The organism is Pseudoalteromonas sp. KJ63-1 (assembly GCF_055808145.1).
In genome coordinates this window covers 2,444,933-2,463,802 of sequence record NZ_CM147855.1, presented here as the reverse complement: position 1 = coordinate 2,463,802, position 18,870 = coordinate 2,444,933, and the positions used below count along the sequence as shown (strand labels likewise).

General features: G+C 40.9%; 21 protein-coding genes. 13 read left to right on the top strand and 8 right to left on the bottom strand.

What is annotated here, in order from left to right:
- Positions 1 to 278: 278 nt before the first annotated feature.
- From AC0L7Q_RS11805 to AC0L7Q_RS11795, 3 genes are all read right to left on the bottom strand, one after another.
- Entirely contained in the window at positions 279 to 1,211 is a 933-nt protein-coding gene (locus AC0L7Q_RS11805) for an exopolyphosphatase (protein WP_413400643.1), read from the bottom strand.
- Between the two features lie 133 nt (positions 1,212 to 1,344).
- Entirely contained in the window at positions 1,345 to 2,793 is a 1,449-nt protein-coding gene (locus tag AC0L7Q_RS11800; RefSeq protein WP_413400642.1) for a dihydrolipoyl dehydrogenase, read from the bottom strand.
- A 54-nt stretch (positions 2,794 to 2,847) separates the two neighbouring features.
- A complete protein-coding gene (locus tag AC0L7Q_RS11795) occupies positions 2,848 to 3,576 on the bottom strand; it encodes a glutathione peroxidase (protein ID WP_008466566.1) in 729 nt (242 codons plus the stop codon).
- A 114-nt stretch (positions 3,577 to 3,690) separates the two neighbouring features.
- On the opposite strand from AC0L7Q_RS11795, the gene AC0L7Q_RS11790 reads away from it, so the two are divergent.
- Complete coding sequence (locus tag AC0L7Q_RS11790; protein WP_413402866.1) at positions 3,691 to 4,590, top strand: LysR substrate-binding domain-containing protein; 900 nt, start codon at positions 3,691 to 3,693, stop codon at positions 4,588 to 4,590.
- On the opposite strand, the gene AC0L7Q_RS11785 is transcribed toward AC0L7Q_RS11790, so the two are convergent.
- Complete coding sequence (locus AC0L7Q_RS11785) at positions 4,587 to 5,774, bottom strand: flagellar assembly protein T N-terminal domain-containing protein (protein WP_413400641.1); 1,188 nt, start codon at positions 5,772 to 5,774, stop codon at positions 4,587 to 4,589. The genes AC0L7Q_RS11790 and AC0L7Q_RS11785 overlap by 4 nt on opposite strands.
- Positions 5,775 to 5,913: 139 nt before the next feature.
- Between AC0L7Q_RS11785 and AC0L7Q_RS11780 the strand changes: the two genes are divergently transcribed.
- Complete coding sequence (locus tag AC0L7Q_RS11780) at positions 5,914 to 6,372, top strand: LPP20 family lipoprotein (RefSeq protein WP_198523817.1); 459 nt, start codon at positions 5,914 to 5,916, stop codon at positions 6,370 to 6,372.
- 69 nt (positions 6,373 to 6,441) lie between these two features.
- Here AC0L7Q_RS11780 and flgN read toward each other — a convergent pair whose 3' ends face one another.
- The 3 genes from flgN to flgA form a co-directional block, all read right to left on the bottom strand.
- Positions 6,442 to 6,873 carry a flagellar export chaperone FlgN gene (gene flgN / locus AC0L7Q_RS11775; RefSeq protein WP_413400640.1) on the bottom strand — a complete coding sequence of 144 codons (432 nt, stop codon included), beginning with the start codon at positions 6,871 to 6,873 and terminating at the stop codon, positions 6,442 to 6,444.
- The gene (flgM, locus tag AC0L7Q_RS11770; RefSeq protein ID WP_010387860.1) at positions 6,866 to 7,186 is read right to left on the bottom strand and encodes a flagellar biosynthesis anti-sigma factor FlgM; all 321 of its coding nucleotides are present in this window, start codon (positions 7,184 to 7,186) and stop codon (positions 6,866 to 6,868) included. Before flgM ends, flgN begins: the two co-directional genes overlap by 8 nt.
- A gap of 74 nt (positions 7,187 to 7,260) precedes the next feature.
- A complete protein-coding gene (gene flgA / locus AC0L7Q_RS11765; RefSeq protein WP_418157305.1) occupies positions 7,261 to 7,857 on the bottom strand; it encodes a flagellar basal body P-ring formation chaperone FlgA in 597 nt (198 codons plus the stop codon).
- 248 nt (positions 7,858 to 8,105) lie between these two features.
- Between flgA and AC0L7Q_RS11760 the strand changes: the two genes are divergently transcribed.
- The 6 genes from AC0L7Q_RS11760 (at position 8,106) to flgE (ending at position 12,939) form a co-directional block, all read left to right on the top strand.
- A complete protein-coding gene (locus AC0L7Q_RS11760; protein WP_138605267.1) occupies positions 8,106 to 9,044 on the top strand; it encodes a chemotaxis protein CheV in 939 nt (312 codons plus the stop codon).
- Positions 9,045 to 9,064: 20 nt separating this feature from the next.
- Positions 9,065 to 9,895, top strand: coding sequence for a CheR family methyltransferase (locus AC0L7Q_RS11755; RefSeq protein WP_138605268.1), 831 nt, complete (start codon positions 9,065 to 9,067; stop codon positions 9,893 to 9,895).
- Between the two features lie 128 nt (positions 9,896 to 10,023).
- Positions 10,024 to 10,434, top strand: coding sequence for a flagellar basal body rod protein FlgB (gene flgB / locus AC0L7Q_RS11750; RefSeq protein ID WP_010387869.1), 411 nt, complete (start codon positions 10,024 to 10,026; stop codon positions 10,432 to 10,434).
- Positions 10,435 to 10,436: 2 nt separating this feature from the next.
- The gene (flgC, locus tag AC0L7Q_RS11745) at positions 10,437 to 10,868 is read left to right on the top strand and encodes a flagellar basal body rod protein FlgC (RefSeq protein ID WP_008113068.1); all 432 of its coding nucleotides are present in this window, start codon (positions 10,437 to 10,439) and stop codon (positions 10,866 to 10,868) included.
- A gap of 13 nt (positions 10,869 to 10,881) precedes the next feature.
- Positions 10,882 to 11,559 carry a flagellar hook assembly protein FlgD gene (locus AC0L7Q_RS11740; protein ID WP_413400639.1) on the top strand — a complete coding sequence of 226 codons (678 nt, stop codon included), beginning with the start codon at positions 10,882 to 10,884 and terminating at the stop codon, positions 11,557 to 11,559.
- 57 nt (positions 11,560 to 11,616) lie between these two features.
- Positions 11,617 to 12,939, top strand: a complete 1,323-nt coding sequence (flgE, locus tag AC0L7Q_RS11735; RefSeq protein WP_409423670.1) for a flagellar hook protein FlgE — start codon at positions 11,617 to 11,619, stop codon at positions 12,937 to 12,939.
- Positions 12,940 to 12,972: 33 nt separating this feature from the next.
- Here flgE and AC0L7Q_RS11730 read toward each other — a convergent pair.
- Positions 12,973 to 14,207 (bottom strand): IS3 family transposase gene (locus AC0L7Q_RS11730; RefSeq protein ID WP_409423192.1). Its coding sequence is split into 2 segments (ribosomal slippage): positions 12,973 to 13,856 and positions 13,856 to 14,207, totalling 1,236 coding nucleotides; the frame shifts between segments, so codons are not numbered across the junction.
- A 173-nt stretch (positions 14,208 to 14,380) separates the two neighbouring features.
- On the opposite strand from AC0L7Q_RS11730, the gene AC0L7Q_RS11725 reads away from it, so the two are divergent.
- The 5 genes from AC0L7Q_RS11725 (at position 14,381) to flgJ (ending at position 18,869) form a co-directional block, all read left to right on the top strand.
- Entirely contained in the window at positions 14,381 to 15,124 is a 744-nt protein-coding gene (locus AC0L7Q_RS11725) for a flagellar basal body rod protein FlgF (RefSeq protein ID WP_013465590.1), read from the top strand.
- Positions 15,125 to 15,145: 21 nt separating this feature from the next.
- Positions 15,146 to 15,934 carry a flagellar basal-body rod protein FlgG gene (flgG, locus tag AC0L7Q_RS11720; protein WP_010387879.1) on the top strand — a complete coding sequence of 263 codons (789 nt, stop codon included), beginning with the start codon at positions 15,146 to 15,148 and terminating at the stop codon, positions 15,932 to 15,934.
- Between the two features lie 14 nt (positions 15,935 to 15,948).
- The gene (gene flgH / locus AC0L7Q_RS11715) at positions 15,949 to 16,632 is read left to right on the top strand and encodes a flagellar basal body L-ring protein FlgH (protein WP_010387881.1); all 684 of its coding nucleotides are present in this window, start codon (positions 15,949 to 15,951) and stop codon (positions 16,630 to 16,632) included.
- 12 nt (positions 16,633 to 16,644) lie between these two features.
- Complete coding sequence (locus AC0L7Q_RS11710) at positions 16,645 to 17,739, top strand: flagellar basal body P-ring protein FlgI (RefSeq protein ID WP_138605272.1); 1,095 nt, start codon at positions 16,645 to 16,647, stop codon at positions 17,737 to 17,739.
- A 134-nt stretch (positions 17,740 to 17,873) separates the two neighbouring features.
- Entirely contained in the window at positions 17,874 to 18,869 is a 996-nt protein-coding gene (flgJ, locus tag AC0L7Q_RS11705; protein ID WP_413400638.1) for a flagellar assembly peptidoglycan hydrolase FlgJ, read from the top strand.
- Position 18,870 lies beyond the last annotated feature (1 nt).

The window sequence follows — 18,870 nt, the reverse complement described above, 5'->3', positions numbered from 1 at the left end:
CGAACCCCGAACCCCGAACCCCGAACCCCGAACCCCGAACCCCGAACCCCGAACCCCGAACCCCGAACCCCGAACCCCGAACCCCGAACCCCGAACCCCGAACCCCGAACCCCGAACCCCGAACCCCGAACCCCGAACCCCGAACCCCGAACCCCGAACCCCGAACCCCGAACCCCGAACCCCGAACCCCGAACCCCGAACCCCGAACCCCGAACCCCGAACCCCGAACCCCGAACCCCGAACCCCGAACCCCGAACCCCGAACCCCGAACCTATAACTCAGCCATCACTAGTGATCGTAGCAATCAGCTCGCTCAATACTTGCTCAGCTTTGTCAGTTTCTACTTGGCAAGTGCCGGCATTTAGATGGCCGCCGCCGCCGTATTTAAGGCATAACTCGCCAACATTAGTATTGGAGCTGCGGTTGGTGATTGATTTACCAATGGCGTACACCACGTTTTGCTTTTTAAGCCCCCACATTTTATGAATTGAGATATTACACTCGGGGAACATGGCATAAATAACAAAGCGATTAGTGGCGAATATGGTCTCTTCTTCGGTTAAATTAAGGACCACTAAGTTGTCGTGTACTGATGAGCAGCGGTCTATTTGCTCTTTAGCCTGTGCGTTGTGCTCGTGATATAAAGCAACACGCTCGGCAACATCTTCCATTGCTAGTATTTGTTCTATGCTGTGATCTTTACAGGCGTCAATTAACTTCATCATTAACTGATAATTAGAAATTTTGAATTCACGAAAACGGCCAAGCCCTGTGCGCGCATCCATAATAAAGTTCATCAGCACCCAATCTGTTGGGTTTAAAATTTCGTCTTTTGAAAATTGTGCAGAATCCCCTTTATCAACCGCTTCCATCATGTCAGTTGAAATATTAGGGAATTTCTCAGCGCCACCATAATAGTCATATACAACGCGTGCTGCAGAGGGCGCATCTGGATCAATAATATGGTTTTTTATATCGCTTTCGTTACGAACGGTTTCACTTAAGTGATGATCAAACGCAATATGACAACCTGCAACATAGGGGAGGTTAGTGGTAATGTCGTTGCTGGTAATGGCTATTTTGCCATCTTGCATGTCTTTTGGGTGCACAAATAAAATATCGTCGATTAAATCTAAATCTTTAAGTAATACGGCACACACTAGGCCGTCAAAATCGCTTCGAGTGACAAGTCTATATTTATTATTGCTCATTGTGGGTCCATTTTTGTTTGTTTATTAACCTGAGTGTAGCAGCTTAAACTCCATTTTATATACCTGTTTTTAACATAAAAAAAGCCAAAACAAGAGTTTTGGCTTTGAGTAGCAAGTGTGTATTAGTGGTGTGTTATGCGCCTGGGCCACATTCCATACAATGGTTAATAATGTCTGGGCCAAATTTTAATTTAGCGTTTAAATCTCGCAGTGCAGTGCGAAGGCCTTCTTCAATAACTGGGTGATAAAAAGGCATATCTAGCATTTGCGGTACAGTCATTTTGTTTTGTACAGCCCATGCTAATAAGTGAGCAATGTGCTCTGCTTGTGGGCCTATAAATTCAGCACCTAAAAATAAGCCGGTACCGTGCTCGGCATATACACGCATGTAGCCTTTGTTTTTTAGCATAACGCGGCTGCGGCCTTGATTTTCAAAGCTGACTTCGCCTATTTCAAAGCAGTCACAGCTGCCTAATCGTTGGCTAATTTCTTTAAAGCTTTCACCAACCATGGCTATTTGTGGGTCACTAAATACGGCAGCAATTTTAGCGCGGCGTAAACCCGCACGTACATGAGGGTAGCGGCCTGCGTTCTGCCCTGCGATTGTTCCTTGATCGGATGCTTCGTGAAGCAGTGGGATCATGTTACTGGCATCGCCTGCAATAAATATGTGAGAGTTGCCACATTGCATAGTGTGGGCATCAGCAAGTGGTACGCCACGTTCATCAAGCTCTATGCCGGTGTTTTCTAACCCTAGTTCATCGGTGTTAGGTACTCGCCCGGTTGCAGCCAGAACATAGTCAAACTGCTCGGTATGTTTAACATCTTGTTTGTCGGTATAGGTTAGCTCTGCTTTATTACCTACCTGTTTCATATCTGAAACGTTTGAGTCGGTATCAACATAAAATTCTTCTGCAAATACGGTGTTAGCGTAATCTTTAACTACTGGGTCGGTTAGTGGGCCTATGGCACCACCTACACCAAAGAGTTTTACCTTTACCCCTAATCGGTGCAACGCTTGGCCAATTTCAAGGCCTATAACGCCTGGGCCAAATACGGCTACTGATTCTGGTAAATCATCCCAGTCGAATACATCGTCATTAATAATCAGTCGGTCGCCAAAGTTATTAAATACGCCAGGGTAAGATGGGCGTGAACCTGTTGCTATTACAAAGCGTTTAGCAGTGATAATGGTGTGCTCATCTATTTGCACGCGGTTGGCGTCTAAAAACTGTGCATAGCCACGAATTTTATCTTCGCTAGGTATTTCATCTACGGCTTCTACTACGAATCCTGCAAAGCGATCGCGCTCACTTTTAACTCGTGCCATGACGGCTTTACCGTCAATAACCGGTTTTGAGCTGTGAACTCCAAAGGCAGGTGCCATTTCTATTGAGTGCGCGGCTTCTGCTGCAGCAATCAATAATTTACTTGGCATGCAACCAACACGTGCGCAGGTTGTACCGTATGGGCCTGATTCAATCATAAGTACGTTTTGAGTAAACTGTTTAGCATTACGGTAGGCACTTAAACCAGCGGTACCTGCACCTATAACAACAACGTCGGTTTGCAATTCTTTCATAGTGTTTTTCCTTTAATAAACAAGGGCGTTGCAGCCCCTGTTTTATTTACTTAATTAAGCAAAGTATTTTTCTAAATCGTCTGAGCCGCCAATGTGCTTACCGCCAATAAATACTTGTGGTACGGTTTCACGGCCCGATACCGCTTTAAGGCTGGTAAGTGATGCGCCAGCACCCATTACAATTTCTTCAAAAGCAAAGCCTTTAGCTGTAAGTAGCTCTTTTGCTTTTTTACAGAAAGGACAGCCAGGCTTAGTAAATAGAGTAACTGCTTCTGGTTTTACTTGAGTTGGGTTGATGTAATCAAGCATAGTGTCAGCGTCTGATACTTCAAACGGGTCGCCTGGTAAATCTGGCTCGATGAACATCTTCTCTACTACGCCATCTTTAACCAGCATAGAATATCTCCAGCTGCGCTTACCAAAACCTAAATCGTTTTTATCAACTAGCATACCCATACCGTCAGTAAATTCACCGTTACCATCTGGTAGTAAAGTAATGTTTTGCGCTTCTTGATGCTCAGCCCATGCGTTCATTACAAAGGTATCGTTTACTGATACACAAACAATGTCGTCAACGCCATTTTGCTTAAGTACACCGGCTAACTCGTTGTAGCGTGGTAGGTGTGTTGATGAACATGTTGGTGTAAATGCGCCTGGTAGTGAAAATACAACGACCGTTTTGCCTTTAAAAATGTCATCAGTAGTTACTGATTTCCACTCGTCGTTCTGACGTGTTGCAAATGTAACGTTAGGGATTGTTTGACCTTCAATATTGTTTAACATGTTTTTTAGTTCCTCTTGATTTGTTGATAGCCATTATGGCGAACAATTAAATATAGTTCCAATCGTTTGTTTGTATTAAACTGATAGGCATAAGCTATCAGGTTAAGTATGAATATGAACTTAAAAGATTTAGAATATGTAAAAGCCGTTGCGCATTTTAAACATTTTCGTAAAGCAGCCGATGCCTGCTTTGTAAGCCAGCCTACCTTAAGTGGGCAAATTAAAAAGCTAGAACAAGAATTAGGGGTTATCTTATTTGATCGTTCAACTAAGCACGTTACCTTAACAACCCAAGGTGAACGTTTGTTGACACAAATCACTCTTATATTAGAACAAACTCAAATATTAAAAGAACTGGCTGCTACTTCTAACCAACCGTTACAGGGCAAACTAAGTATTGGTATTATTCCTACTATTGCCCCGTATTTACTACCTACACTGCTTACATCAATGAAAGCGGCATTTACTCAAAGCCAGTTTTCGTTTATTGAAATGCAAACTTCTACCATTTTAGCTGCATTAGACAGTGGCGAGGTAGACTTTGCAATTTTAGCGGATGTGCCTGAGCTAAAAAATTACCATACGATTAATGTATATAAAGAAGACTTTTTAGTTGCGGTATCTGCTGATAACGCTTTAGCTGTAAATAAAAAGGTAGCACTGCAAGATCTTCAAGGCAGTAATCTATTAATGTTAAGTGATGGACATTGCTTTAAAGATCAAGCTCAGCAGTTTTGTTTTTCGGCAGGAGTGGATGTTTCCAGCCAGTATCAAGGTAATAGCTTAGAAACCTTATTAGCGCTGGTGGCAATGGACGATGGGGTTACGTTTGTGCCAAAACTTGCTGCAATACCCCGAGAGGGAATTCATTATTTGCCTATTTTTCCTAATCAGCAACGTAATATTGTATTAGCCTGTCGAAACCACTACCCGCATTTATCTGGGGTTGAGCAGTTAGCTGATTGGTTAAGCGCTCACGATAATTTAAAAGTTAAGCTAACCCAAGTACTTTAGGGCGTTGCAACTTCCACAATATCGTTAATTTGTACGCCCGGTAAAGGCTGATCATTAATACTGACGGCAATGGCGCTATGCTGATATAGCTGCTCTACACGAATACGGTTCAAAGTAGTTATAGTATGCGGCATGGTGTTGCCTTGCGCGTCTGTTAAATAATTATGATGAGCAATACTCAGCTGTTGGCCTTTTTCTAAGCCATGTGCCTTTCCTAAATTAATGACGAGTTTATTATTTTCCATGTGCATAATTTTGCCTTGGGTGGGTAGGCACGCCATGGCTGCTTGCAAATCGTAACTTAGGGTTTGGTTTATCTCACTAATACTTTGACCAAAAGGTGACTGCCAAAAACGATTACTGTTTACATCAATAATGGCTGTTTTTTCAAATGGCCATATGGCTTGGCTTTGATAGCTTTGTTGCCACAAGGGCTCATATGTAGTGCCATTAAATAAACTAAACTCTATTTGGTAGTGACGCTGATAGCTTTCATCTTGCCAAAATGCATAGTCGCTATTGAGTTTATCGCTGGTGGATAAACTGGTAATTTGGCTTAACAACACGTATTGCGCGTTACTGCGCGATGAAATTTCCTCTAACTGGCTATTAGAGTAGTCATGTTGTTGATTAAAGTAGGTATCGACTTTTATCGCTTTATTGAAATAAGCAACCGGTATGGCACTCATTTTTGATTTTTGCAGTGACGTGTAGATGTTTTTGCTTACGGCTTTATTAATGTCAAATATTTGACCCATTCTAGCGTGTTCGCGATTTGTTAACTGACTTTGCGTCACGGCGATAAATTTATTGAAGTTGCTTTGTGGGCATTGCTCGGTTTGGGCAAAAATATCTAGGCGTAAGGTAATCGCAAATTCATCACTGCTGCGGTTTTCGCTAACGAGCTCTATTTTTTGGATTTCGCCTTGGCTGCTTATTTTTAGTTGGTCTTGAGTTAATACGCCATCTACAAGGGTTTGTACTGAACTTACACGCGCCCCAGAAAATACTAAGGCTTGGGTTATCGCATCTTTTATGGCAGCGGCTTTTGCACCTGGAATATCGCTATTTTGAATAACTGCATGGCCGGTAGACTCATACCACTGAGCGTGAGTAAAAGGTGAAAACGTTAATACCGCAGTGGTACTTAACCCTGCTAATACAGCCTTTAAAAACGATTTCATACTTTTACTCCAATTAAACGTTAGCGTTAATCAACTTCAGCAAGTAATGTACCACTATTTTTTGTTATCTATTTAAAGGCATATCACTGGCACTAAACATGCATAACTGAGTTTAATTAGTTTTTAAAGGCCCAGTATGATGCGAGTAATGCCATTAATGATCACATTAGGCTGCTTAACTTTAAGCGGTTGTAGTAATATATTTGATAAACACGTTGAGTATAAATATGTTGAGCCAAATAATTACCCAGTATTAAAAGCGGTTGGCTATGCGCCCATTAGTTTGCAGTCGGGAAGTAGTGACACGCAAAAACAGCTTATGGCGATTAAGGCCTCAAAGCTCGAGGCTTATCGCGAACTAACAGAGCAAGTATACGGGCAAAAAATTACCGCAGGTACAACGGTCGCAGGCTCGGTTGCCCAAGATGATTATTTACAAAGCAAAGTACAAGGTATTATTAAAGGCGCACAAATTATAAAAACATATGCCGTTAATGATATGTATATAACTGAGCTTGAACTTAATATGAAACGCGTTCACGACTTGTACATAGGTGAGATAAAACCACGGGAAGTGAAAAAGGTCACTTATTACTAAGCGACAAATTATTACCCATAAAAAACGCCTAAACGAATTATCGTTTAGGCGTTTTTTATGGGTATTTTTTTAGGCTTTTAGGTTACGCACAATGCTGTTATCGGTATTTACGACGCTACCAGCTTGGTCGTAGGTCATTGATGAAGGTGCACCAATTAAAATACCTTTCAGCTGCTTTACACTTAACTGTGCCTGATGAGCTGCATGAGCATTAACTTCATTTTGTTTTTGACATTGCTCAAGCTTAGTTCTGGTCAGCTTTATTAAGTCATTGTTTTCATCTGTTTGCTGATCATTACTGGCAATCAGGTTACTAAGTTCTTTATCTAGGGTGCTTATGCTGGTTAAAAAAGACATTTTCTGTTGGGCAATTTCTTTCAAACCTTCGCCTCTACGTGAGGCAATAGCATTAAGTTCTTGAGTAAGAAGCTCACTCAAGGTTGTTAAACAATTTACTTGTTCGTTTAGTTTAATCGTAATTAAACTATTATGATCAGCCATAAACATTAAACTCGAAGTCTGCTAAATTTTTGGCAAGTTTCTCACTGTCTATTTGATACTTGCCTTCGGTAATGGCTTTTTTAAGTTCAGCAACTTTGTTACTGTCAAAACCAGAAGACTGCTCTGCTTTTTCTTGTAAAGATTTTAATTGCTTGGCTTGCGGTGTTAGGCTCACCGAATCGCTTGCAGCTTTTGGCGAAGGCGTTTGCGCAGCCTGCGTATTTGCATTATCTCTTTTTAAATCAACTTTTTGCTGTTGAGTGTTTGTTAAAACACCAGGCTGTTGATTTGATTTGTTTACTTGACCGACCATGATAAAAACCCATTTATTACCCAACTGATGCCTATATATCGGCATTTGCTAAAGATACTTTAGCATAAATTACATTAAATATTTACCTGCACAGACTCTACACCATCTACCCGTGCATTTAAAACTTTACCTGTTTTTTTGTTTTCTACTCGTACTTGTTCACCTAAGGTTCCATCTTCTAATGCAACACCCGTGGTTTTTACTCTTAACCCTTTAATATTGGCAAATATGTTAACAGAGTCGCCTTTGCAAACCATACAAATTTGATTGAGTAGTACTGGCATACCTTCACGAATATTACGTTTGCTGCGGCTACCAATAAGTTGTGCAGGATCATCAAGATACTGAACGCGTATAAAGTGCGCAGGGCGCATATCAATACTTAAATGGGATGGAGTAATCACTTCACCTCGTGCTAAATTAGTCGTTGCCACTACAACGGGTGCTGATTCAGTGATTCTGACATGTACGTATTGTGCCCAGTTATCACTATCGTTACATTTTATTTGAATGGTGACTTGACGATTAAAAGGGGGCTCACTTGGCGTTACTAGCTCTGGCTCAGAGTTACAATGGCGATCAGGTATGCGGCTATCTAACGGTAATGCGCTAAACTGTATTTTGTTATCATTTGTAGTCACTGCTTTTTGTGCAACATAAGATACAGCCATTTCTTGAAGTGATTCTTTACTAAATACTTGAGCCTTTAGTGGCAAAGTGAAGCAGAGGCTAGCAAGAAAATAAAAAACACTGTATCTTCTGATTTTTTTAACAAACTCATAATGTTTCGACTATGCTTATGGTTGCAAACAGGGTATAAATATTTTGCGTCAGAATTTAGACGCCCCCGTTGTGTTATGACGCTTTATTAATTGAAAGCAATTATCGTTCCTTATATTTGTTTTCTTAGGAGATTTAAATGGCCGGTATTTTAGACTCAGTAAACCAACGTACTCAGTTGGTTGGGCAAAACCGCTTAGAATTATTGTTATTTAAGCTTAACGGGCGTCAGCGCTTCGGCATTAATGTGTTTAAAGTAAGAGAGGTATTACAATGCCCGCCTCTTACTAGTATGCCAAAGGCTAATGCTTATATTCGCGGTGTTGCACATATCCGTGGCCAAACTATTTCGGTAATTGACTTATCTATGGCTGTAGGTGGCCGTCCTATAAAAAATATAGAAGAAGGTTTTATTATCATTGCTGAATATAACCGTTCAGTTCAAGGATTCTTAGTTGGTGGCGTTGAGCGGATTGTTAACATGAACTGGGAAAAAATACTGCCTCCACCATCCGGTGCGGGCCGTTATTCTTATTTAACAGCCGTGACTGAAATCGAAAATGAGTTAGTTGAGATTCTCGATGTTGAGCAAATTTTAAACGAAATTTGTCCAGTAAATACAGAGGTTAGCGCAGATGTTGCGGCTCAGGCTCAAGGTAGTATGCAAAAAGATTTGGGTGAGCGTATAGTATTTATAGCCGATGATTCAGCGGTTGCGCGAAATCAGGTTAAACGAGCGTTAGAACCTTTAGGCGTAACTACTGAACTTGCTAAAAATGGTAAGGAAGCTTTAATAAGACTAAAAGAAATTGCAGAGCTTGATTGTGTGAACGATATTACAGAGCGAGTAGGGTTACTTATTTCTGATGTAGAAATGCCAGAAATGGATGGCTATACACTCACTGCAGAAATTAAAGCTGACCCCAAACTTGCTCCACTGCATGTGATTTTACATACTTCATTAAGCGGTGTGTTCAACCAAGCAATGATTGAGAAAGTAGGGGCTGACGATTTTATTGCAAAATTTAATCCAGACGAGCTTGCTACAGCCGTTAATAAGTGGGTTCATTGTGATTAATAAACATAGGTGTTATTGATTTGACTAATAAAGATTTGCAGCAAACAGAATACGATCAATTTCGCTTATTTTTAGAACAACAGTGCGGTATTGTTTTAGGTGAAAATAAGCAGTATTTGGTTAAAAGTCGCTTGGCGCCATTAATGTCCCGATTTAATGTTGAGTCGTTATCTGAACTGGTTAGCAAAACACTTGGCGTACATGAGCGTCAATTGCGCGCTGCTGTTGTTGATGCCATGACAACCAATGAAACATTGTGGTTTAGAGATCAATATCCATTTGAGTTACTCAAAACCAGATTATTCCCTGAGTTTAAAGCGTTAAATAGACCATTAAAAATATGGTCTGCTGCGAGCTCTTCAGGGCAAGAACCTTATTCAATTGCTATGTCAGTGGCTGAGTTTCAATCAAGTAGCCCTGGTGTTTTAAAAATGGGTGCACAAATAGTGGGTACTGATATATCAAATACCATGCTAGATATGTGTAAAAACGCTGAATATGATGCATTGGCACTGGCTCGCGGGCTATCTGCTGATCGTCGTAAGAAATTTTTTAAAGACAGCGGCAATGGTATGGCACAAGTGGTTGACTCATTGAAAAAGCAAGTGAGCTTTAGGCATTTAAATTTGCTCGACTCGTACGCCTTGATGGGTAAGTTCGATATTATATTTTGCCGTAATGTTTTAATTTATTTTTCACCTGAGGTGAAAGCTAAAATAATTGCGCAATTTTCTCAAGCACTTAACCCTAAGGGGTATTTATTTTTAGGTGCGTCGGAATCTATGTCTGGTTTGAGTACCGAATTTGATATGGTGCGTTGTAACCCCGGTATTATTTACCAAAAGAAATGACGACTATTAAGATATACCTCCTCTTCAAAACGGCGCTGTAGCGTCGTTTTTTGTTTTTCTCATCACTACTTTCATTGCTGGCTTACTTATTGCTTTATTGATACTAAGTCAATTTTTTGGAGGTAGTTATGGCTATCAGTTTTGATAAAGCATTAGGCGTGCATCCGCATGCGATGTTGATCCGTTCGCAAAGAGCAGAAATGCTCGCTACTAATATCGCAAATGCTGATACGCCCGGCTATAAAGCAAAAGATATCGACTTTGCCTCAGCATTAAAAACGGCAAAGTCTAACCAACTAAGCGGCAATACGATGGTAAGAACCAACGAAAAACACATTGCCGGTGGTACCCGTAGTGTAGGTGGGAATGAATTATTTCGTACGCCAAATCAAACAGATACAGGTGATGGTAACTCTGTTGATATACAAGTGGAACGGAACTTGTATACACAGAATGCTATGGAGTATCAGGCCAGTGTCCAGTTTCTAAATGGTAAATTTAAAGGCCTGAAAAAAGCCCTCGGTAGTCAAGGAGCCTAATTATGAGTTTATATAATGTGTTTGATATTGCAGGTTCAGGTATGAGCGCGCAAAACGTGCGATTAAATACCACCGCAAGTAATATCTCTAATGCCAATACAATTAGCTCTTCACAAAATGAAACGTACCGAGCGCGACAACCTGTATTTGCTGCGGAGCTAACAAAAGCGTCAGCGTCAGCAAGCAACCCACAGGGCTCTGCCGTTGGTGTGAAAGTGTTAGGAGTGGTTGAGAGTGATAAACCACTGCAAATTGAATATAACCCAAACCACCCGAGTGCGGATGAAAATGGTTATATTTATAAACCCAACGTGAATGTTGTTGAGGAGATGGCAAATATGATTTCTGCATCTCGCTCTTATCAGACAAATGTTCAAGTTGCTGATGCAGCTAAGCAAATGTTAAGTAAAACACTGCTGTTAGGTCAGCGGTAACTGAGGGTAGCTCATGAGTAACGATATTAGTACTTCTTCATCCTACATGGACTCTTTAAGGTGGCAAGATACGCAAGTGCCACAAAAAGAAGACAGTGATGCGTTAACCCAAGAAGATTTCTTTTCGTTGTTAACACAGCAGTTGTCATATCAAGACCCCAGCAAACCAGCTGATAACGATCAGATGATTGCACAAATGACAAACTTTACCATGGCTGAAGGGATCTCAAATTTAAACTCTAACTTTGAGTCTTTAGCCGCGTCGATGACATCAAATTCGGCGTTGCAAGCATCAACACTGGTAGGCAAACAAGCTTTGTTGGAGTCGGATACACTGGAGCTTAATGAGTCGGGTGAATCAAGAGGTTCTGTTGTAGCTGAAAAGCCAGTCGATAGTTTAATGATCCGCATTGAAGATGCATCCGGGCAGTTGGTTAAAACTATAGATTTAGGTACTCAGCCTGCAGGAGCTATCCGTTTTGCATGGGATGGTAAAAATGAAGCGGGTGAACGACTACCTCCTGGTGAATACAATATTAAAGCAGAGGGTAGTACAAATGGGGAATTTTCAAGCCTCCCATTAGCTACATTCAAAAATATTGAAAGTGTTAATATTAATGGCTCAAGCGGCATTATTATTAATACAAAAGAAGGTGCGGTTAGGCTGACTGATGTCGCAGAAATCGCGTAATAGATTTTATGTATTTTTTAGCCATCAGGCTAAATACTTTTAGGTTAGAGGTTAATTATGAGCTTCAATATTGCATTAACAGGCCTTGCTGCCGCACAAAAAGATTTGGATGTTACCGCCAATAACATTGCCAACGTAAACACCACTGGTTTTAAAGAGTCTCGCGCCGAGTTTGCTGATGTATACGCATCATCAGTATTTAGCGCCGGTAAAACGAAAAATGGTGATGGTGTGCAAACGACCATGGTTGCCCAGCAGTTTCATCAAGGGTCACTGCAGTTTACTAATAACTCACTGGATTTAGCGATCACGGGTGAAGGTTACTTTGCAACAAGTAATGATTTAGGCTCTTTAGATTTTAGTTATACTCGCGCAGGTGCGTTTAAGCTTAATAAAGATAACTTTGTAGTTGATGCTAAAGGAAACTTCTTACAGAGTTTTCCGGTGAATGAAGTTACAGGCAGTACTACTTCGGTTAGTTTAAGCACATCTTCTGCACTGCAAATACCTGATTCATCAGGGTCTCCGCGCTCTACTTCAAACGTTTATACGTCGTTCAATGTTGATTCGCGTGACGATGTTATAGCTGTGCCATTTGATGCAACAGATGGCACTACTTATAACTCTTCGACTTCAACCACAGTTTACGACTCACTAGGTGAGCCGCATGTAATGCAGTTTTATTTTGTTAAAACTGCACCAAACGAATGGCAAGTGCATGGTACATTGGATCAAAAACCATTTGATGCTACCGGTGCTGCAACGGCAACTCCAAGCCCACTTAGTACGTTTGGATTTAACGCAAGCGGTACGCCAGAAACAACCAATGGCGCACCTATTACAGGAAGTACCTTTGATGATGTAAATTTAAATACAGCTAACTTTTCAGGGTTATTGAGTAACGGTGCACAGTTTAATGACATTGCAATTCAGTGGCGTGATGAGGCTGGTACTACAGGTAAAATTCCTACTCAATATGCTAATAGATTTGAAGTAAAGGCGCTTGAACAAGACGGTGCTACAGTGGGTCGCTTAGCGGGTATTGATATTGGTACTGATGGTAAAGTTGTTGCGTCGTACAGCAATGGTGACACTTCATATTTAGGTCAAGTAGCCATGGTTAGGTTTGCAAACTCACAAGGTTTACAACAGGTGGGTGATACTTCATGGAAAAAAAGTTTAACCTCAGGTGAGCCGATTGCGGGTGAGCCGGGAACAGGGACTTTAGGCAAAATTAATTCTTCAGCGCTCGAGCAATCAAATACAAACTTAACCACAGAGCTGGTTGATTTGATTAGTGCGCAGCGTAACTTCCAAGCAAACTCTCGTGCGCTTGAAGTGAATTCAACGCTGCAACAAAATATTTTACAGATCCGATAACCATATGTCCCGTCCTGAAATAGGTTGACGGTTTTAATGAAAGACTTGGTGCGAAAGCGCCAGGTCTTTTTTATGCACTTGATTTGGTGTTTTCATATTCAAACTTAAGTGCGGTCGCATTTCATTGTATATAAATATCGATTCTTCAACGAGCTCTTTTAACTCTGCCATATTACGACATTTATACAGTAGAAACTCTTGTTTTAATATCCCGTTAATACGCTCAGCTAATGCGTTTTGATAACAGTCATATCCATCGGTCATAGATGGCCTAATTCCCTCCTTTAATAGCATACCTTGATATACTTCAGAGCAATATTGTAAACCTCTATCTGAATGATGAATAGCATCACGTTTATACACCCGCTGCTTAATCGTCATCTCTAACGCTTTGACTACATCAGTTGCCTTCATTTCATCACTGAGCTCATAACCCATTATTTTTCGACTATAAGCATCAGTGACTAACGACAGGTAATGCACGCCTTGCGATGACTTTACGTATGTAATGTCACTAACGAAGACTTCCTCGGCCGCAGTAGGTTTGTATTCTTTTAGTAAATTGGGATGCTTGTGCATCCAATGATTACTATTTGTTGTTTTAGTGTAATTTTTCTTTGGTTTTACAAGCAAGTCATGCTCTCTCAAATAGTCAAAAAAACAATCTCGGCCTAGTTTAATGTCACGCTCTTGCAGCTCTGGCTTTATCATCAGATAAAGTTTCTTCCCACCAATACGAGGCATGAATTGCCGCCAATACATCACTAACTCTTTGACTGGCTTCAACGCTTTATTCCGAGAATCTATTCTGCGCATAGCTTGATAGTAACCTTGTCGCGTTATGCCATATGCACGGCATAAAGGAGTAAGCTTTACTTGCTGGTTTTCTTTTGCGCGCGTGATAGCTCGGATATGTACTTTTTTCGCAAACCCGCTCCATATTCTTCATCCATAATATTAATCATTTCATCTTTGATTAAATCCTTTAGGCGTAACTCCTCTACCTCGCGCTCTAAACGTTTAATTTTTTGTGCTGGGGTTTCTTTTGATTTAGGCATGTTGGCTATATAAGTTGGTTTAGACCAATCTAATTTACCATGTTTTCGCAGCCATACCAGAACGGTGCTACGACCTTGAATACCGTAATGACTTTGCGCCTGTTTATATGTGAAGTCGCCTTTTTCTACTTGCTCAACAATGGATAATTTAAAGCCTAATGTATAATCTCGTTGAGTACGCTTAACGTCTTTAGTTTTAGTGGTTTTCATAAAATAAGTCCTAAATGTGTAAACACATTTCAGGACAAGACAATATTTTGATTTAAAAAGGCTGCTTAATGCAGCCTTTTTTATTCCTCTCTTAAAATCTTATTCATGCTTTAATTTAATTTGGCACTTATATTGCATTTACTCATATATAGATTTCTTAATGAGTCGATGTTATGGATAAAATGGTCTACATAGCCGCATCTGGCGCTAAACAAAGCATGCAAGGGCTTGCTCTTAAAGCCAATAATTTGGCAAATGCAAACACCACTGGGTTTAAATCTGATTTTGCGCAAGCGCGCTCAATGCAGGCTTTCGGTGAAGGTTTGCCGACTCGTGTTTTTGCTATGCAAGAGCGCCCAGGATCAAACATGACATCGGGCGGTGTTGTCGAAACAGGTCGCAGCCTTGATATTGCCATGAGCGATAATGCATGGCTGAGTGTTCAGGATGCCTCTGGTAATGAAGCCTATACAAAAGTGGGTTCGTTAAATATAACGGCTGAAGGTATGTTAACTACCAGCGACGGTCGTCAAGTTATTGGCGAAGGTGGGCCAGTCATATTACCTGTACCGATTGAAAAAATCGAATTTAGCAAAGATGGCACTATTCAAGTTCGCCCTCAAGGTGCACCAGCTAACTTTTTAGAAGAAGTTGATCGGCTAAAAGTGGTTGATGCAAACAACGCCACGCTCGAGAAAGGTAATGATGGCTTATTTAGAGCTAAACCAGGCCAAATAGTTGAAACATCAGCCAATGTACAAGTATTAGGTGGCACATTAGAAAAGTCGAATGTAAACCCTGTGCATGAAATGGTCGATATGATCAGTCACCAACGCCAATTTGAATTACAAGTAAAACTGATGAAAACAGCTGAAGAGATTGACGAACGTCAAGAGCAGCTGATGCGCATCGTTTAACTTTAACGTGAGGACATTATTATGAATCCAGCATTATGGATAAGTAAAACAGGGCTTGACGCTCAACAAACTGATATATCGGTTATATCAAATAACTTAGCGAACGCCAGTACAGTGGGTTACAAAAAAAGCCGCGCTATTTTTGAAGACTTGCTTTACCAAAATATTAATCAACCAGGCGGTCGCTCATCGCAAGACACCGAAATGCCCTCAGGCTTAATGCTTGGCGCGGGTACTAAGGTGGTGGCTAACCAAAAAAACTTTTCGCAAGGTAATATGCTCACCACTGAAAATTCATTAGATTGGATGATTTCAGGCCCTGGCTTTTTTGAAGTACTGCAACCAGATGGCAATATTGCTTATTCGCGTAACGGCCAGTTTACTACCGACGGCGACGGGCGTGTTGTAACCTCGGGTGCTGGTTATGTTGTTCAGCCTGAAATGAATGTACCTGACGATGCACAGTCGATCACCGTATCTCAAGACGGTGAAGTGTCAGTTCGCGTTAAAGGTCAGGCCGAAAACGTGGTTATTGGTCAGATCACGATTAGTGATTTTATTAACCCGTCGGGCCTTGAACCTATAGGTCAAAACTTATATACCGAAACCGCTGTAAGTGGTGCGCCTGTTCAAGGTAATCCGGGTGTTGAAGGTTTAGGTACGATTATTCAAGGTTCACTTGAAACATCAAATGTAAATGTGACCGAAGAGTTAGTTAATTTGATTGAAACGCAGCGCGTTTATGAGATGAACTCAAAAGTGATCTCAGCCGTTGATGAAATGATGAGTTATATCAATCAACAGTTATAGTTTTGGGGGATTGTATGCGTAATATTATGTTATTTACAGTAGGGACTTTACTATTAAGTGGTTGTGTAGCTACACAAAATAATGAGGTAGTACAAGACGATCCCTATTATGCACCTATGTATCCAGAGCCTAATATGGAGCCAGTAGTCGCAACCGGCTCATTGTTCAGTACTCAATTATCGAATGATCTTTATGCCGATAAAAAAGCACTGCGAACAGGCGATATCATTACTGTTAAATTACAAGAGTCAACCCAAGCGACTAAAGCAGCTAAAACAGAAACGGATAAAGAAACCGATGCCAGCCTCGACCCTGTGATTGGCTTAGGTGGTTTACCGGTAAATATTGGCGGCGATAGCATTCAATTTGGTATTGGCAGTGACTCCTCATTTAAAGGTGACTCAAAATCAAATCAATCAAATAGCTTAGTTGGCGATATTTCGGTTAACGTAATGCGAGTACTACCAAATGGTAATTTAGTGATTCGCGGTGAAAAATGGCTAACGTTAAACACCGGTGAAGAATTTATTCGCTTAGAAGGGTTAGTGCGTCCACAAGATGTCAATGCCGATAATACCGTTGAGTCTAATCGAATTGCGAATGCGCGTATTCAGTACTCAGGTAAGGGCCAAACACAAGAGGCACAAAGCCCGGGTTGGTTAACGCGTTTCTTTAGTAGCTCATTGTTTCCCTTTTAGAGGACATTCGACATGAATGGTTTTAAAGTTTTTTGTTTTATGGTGCTACTAGGCTGGCAATTTACTGCCAGTGCTGAGCGAATTAAAGATGTGTCTATGGTCGAAGGGGTGCGCTCAAACCAATTAGTGGGCTATGGCTTAGTTGTTGGTTTACCAGGCACCGGTGAGCAAAGCCGTTTTACCGAGCAAAGCTTTAAAGGCATGCTTAATAGTTTTGGTATTACGTTACCTTCTAGTTTAAAGCCAAAAATTAAAAATGTTGCAGCGGTTGCTGTTCATGCTGAACTCCCCCCATTTAGAAAGCCAGGGCAAACCATAGATATAACCGTATCATCGATTGGCAGTGCAGGCAGTTTGCGCGGTGGCACATTACTACAAACATTCTTAAAAGGGGTTGATGGTAATGTTTACGCCATCGCTCAAGGCAGTTTAATTGTAGGTGGCTTAGGCGCTGAAGGCCTTGATGGTAGTCGCGTTGTGATTAATACGCCAACGGTAGGACGTGTACCAAATGGTGCAACCGTTGAACGTGCTGTTAAAAGCCCATTTATGCAAAACGACTATATTACCTTTAATTTAAACCGTCCCGACTTTACTACTGCTAAACGTTTAGAGAAAACCATTAATGATTTAATTGGTCCAAATAGCGCTCAAGCACTCGATGCAGCTTCTATTCGCGTTATTGCACCTCGTGATGCCTCGCAACGTGTATCGTATTTATCAACTCTTGAAAACTTAGAGTTTAAGCCAGCAGATACTTCAGCAAAAATAATTGTTAACTCGCGTACCGGCACCATTGTTATAGGTAAAAATGTAAAATTACAACCTGCGGCAATTACCCACGGTGGTTTAACAGTAACGATTGCTGAGCAACAAAATGTGGCGCAGCCAAATCCTTTAGCAGAGGGTGAAACCGTGGTTACTCAGCAAAGTATTATTGATGTTGATCAGGATGACTCACGCGCTTTTGTATTTAACCCTGGTGTGAGTCTTGATGACTTAGTTCGTGCAATCAATGAGGTAGGCGCTGCTCCTGGTGATTTAATGGCTATTCTTGAAGCACTTAAAGAAGCCGGTGCAATTAATGGTCAGCTTGTTGTAATTTAATCTTTTAAAAACACCGTTTAATATTTTATTGCGGTGTTTTTATTTTTTCTTCCTGCTTATTCCCACCTCTGAAAGTCTCGCTGGCTTAATTATTGCATTATCTAGATATTATTAATTATTGTGTCAAAAAGCTGATGGAAACAAATCATCTAGATAAGCAAAACTTTTTTGATTTAGGCAACTTAGACTCTCTACGTCGAGATGCTTTAAACAGCGGTGACGCATCAACCGATGCATCTAAAGCGGCGTTAAAAAAAGCGGCGGCACAATTTGAAGCTATATTCACCCAAATGCTGCTTAAAAGTATGCGTAAAGCCAATGAGGCTTTTGAAGATAAAGAAAGCCCGTTTAATGCTAGTGGCGTTAAGTTTTTTGAAGAAATGCACGACCAACAAATGGCTACAGAGCTTTCATCAAATGGCTCTTTGGGTCTTGCTGATTTAATTGTGCAACAATTATCGCCAGATGGAAAAAACTTTATGCCAGGCTCTGTTCTTCGCACCACGTCAGATTTCTTTAGTGACCAACGTGCGGGTAGTACTTTACCTCATCAAGAAAACCAAAAGGGCACTGAAAAAGTGTCGCTCGTTGATTCAACTGAAAAAAGCGAACAAAACACAGCGTCTAGCACATTTGAAAATGCTGAGGAATTTGTAAGCACTGTGTGGGAACCCGCAAAAACAGCGGCTAAAAAAATTGGTTTAAATCCGGCGGTTATGGTCGCACAAGCGGCATTAGAAACTGGCTGGGGTAAACATATTATTAGTAAAGGTGATGGTAATAGCTCAAACAATTTATTCAATATTAAGTCAGATAAAAGTTGGCAGGGTGAAAAGGCCAGTAAGGTCACTTTAGAATTTGAACAAGGTGCTGCAGTTAAAAAGCAAGCAAGCTTTAGAGCGTATGACTCGATAAAAGATAGCGTGAATGATTTTGTGGATTTTTTAACACAGAACCCGCGCTATCAAGATGCATTAAACAATACGGCAAAGCCGCATAAATTTTTAGACTCTTTACAGCAAGCTGGTTATGCAACCGACCCTAATTATGCAGACAAAATAAAAAGAGTGCTGAACAGTAACGAATTGAAGAATATCGCCACAAGCGTGATCCGCCAGGGAGTAGAGTAAC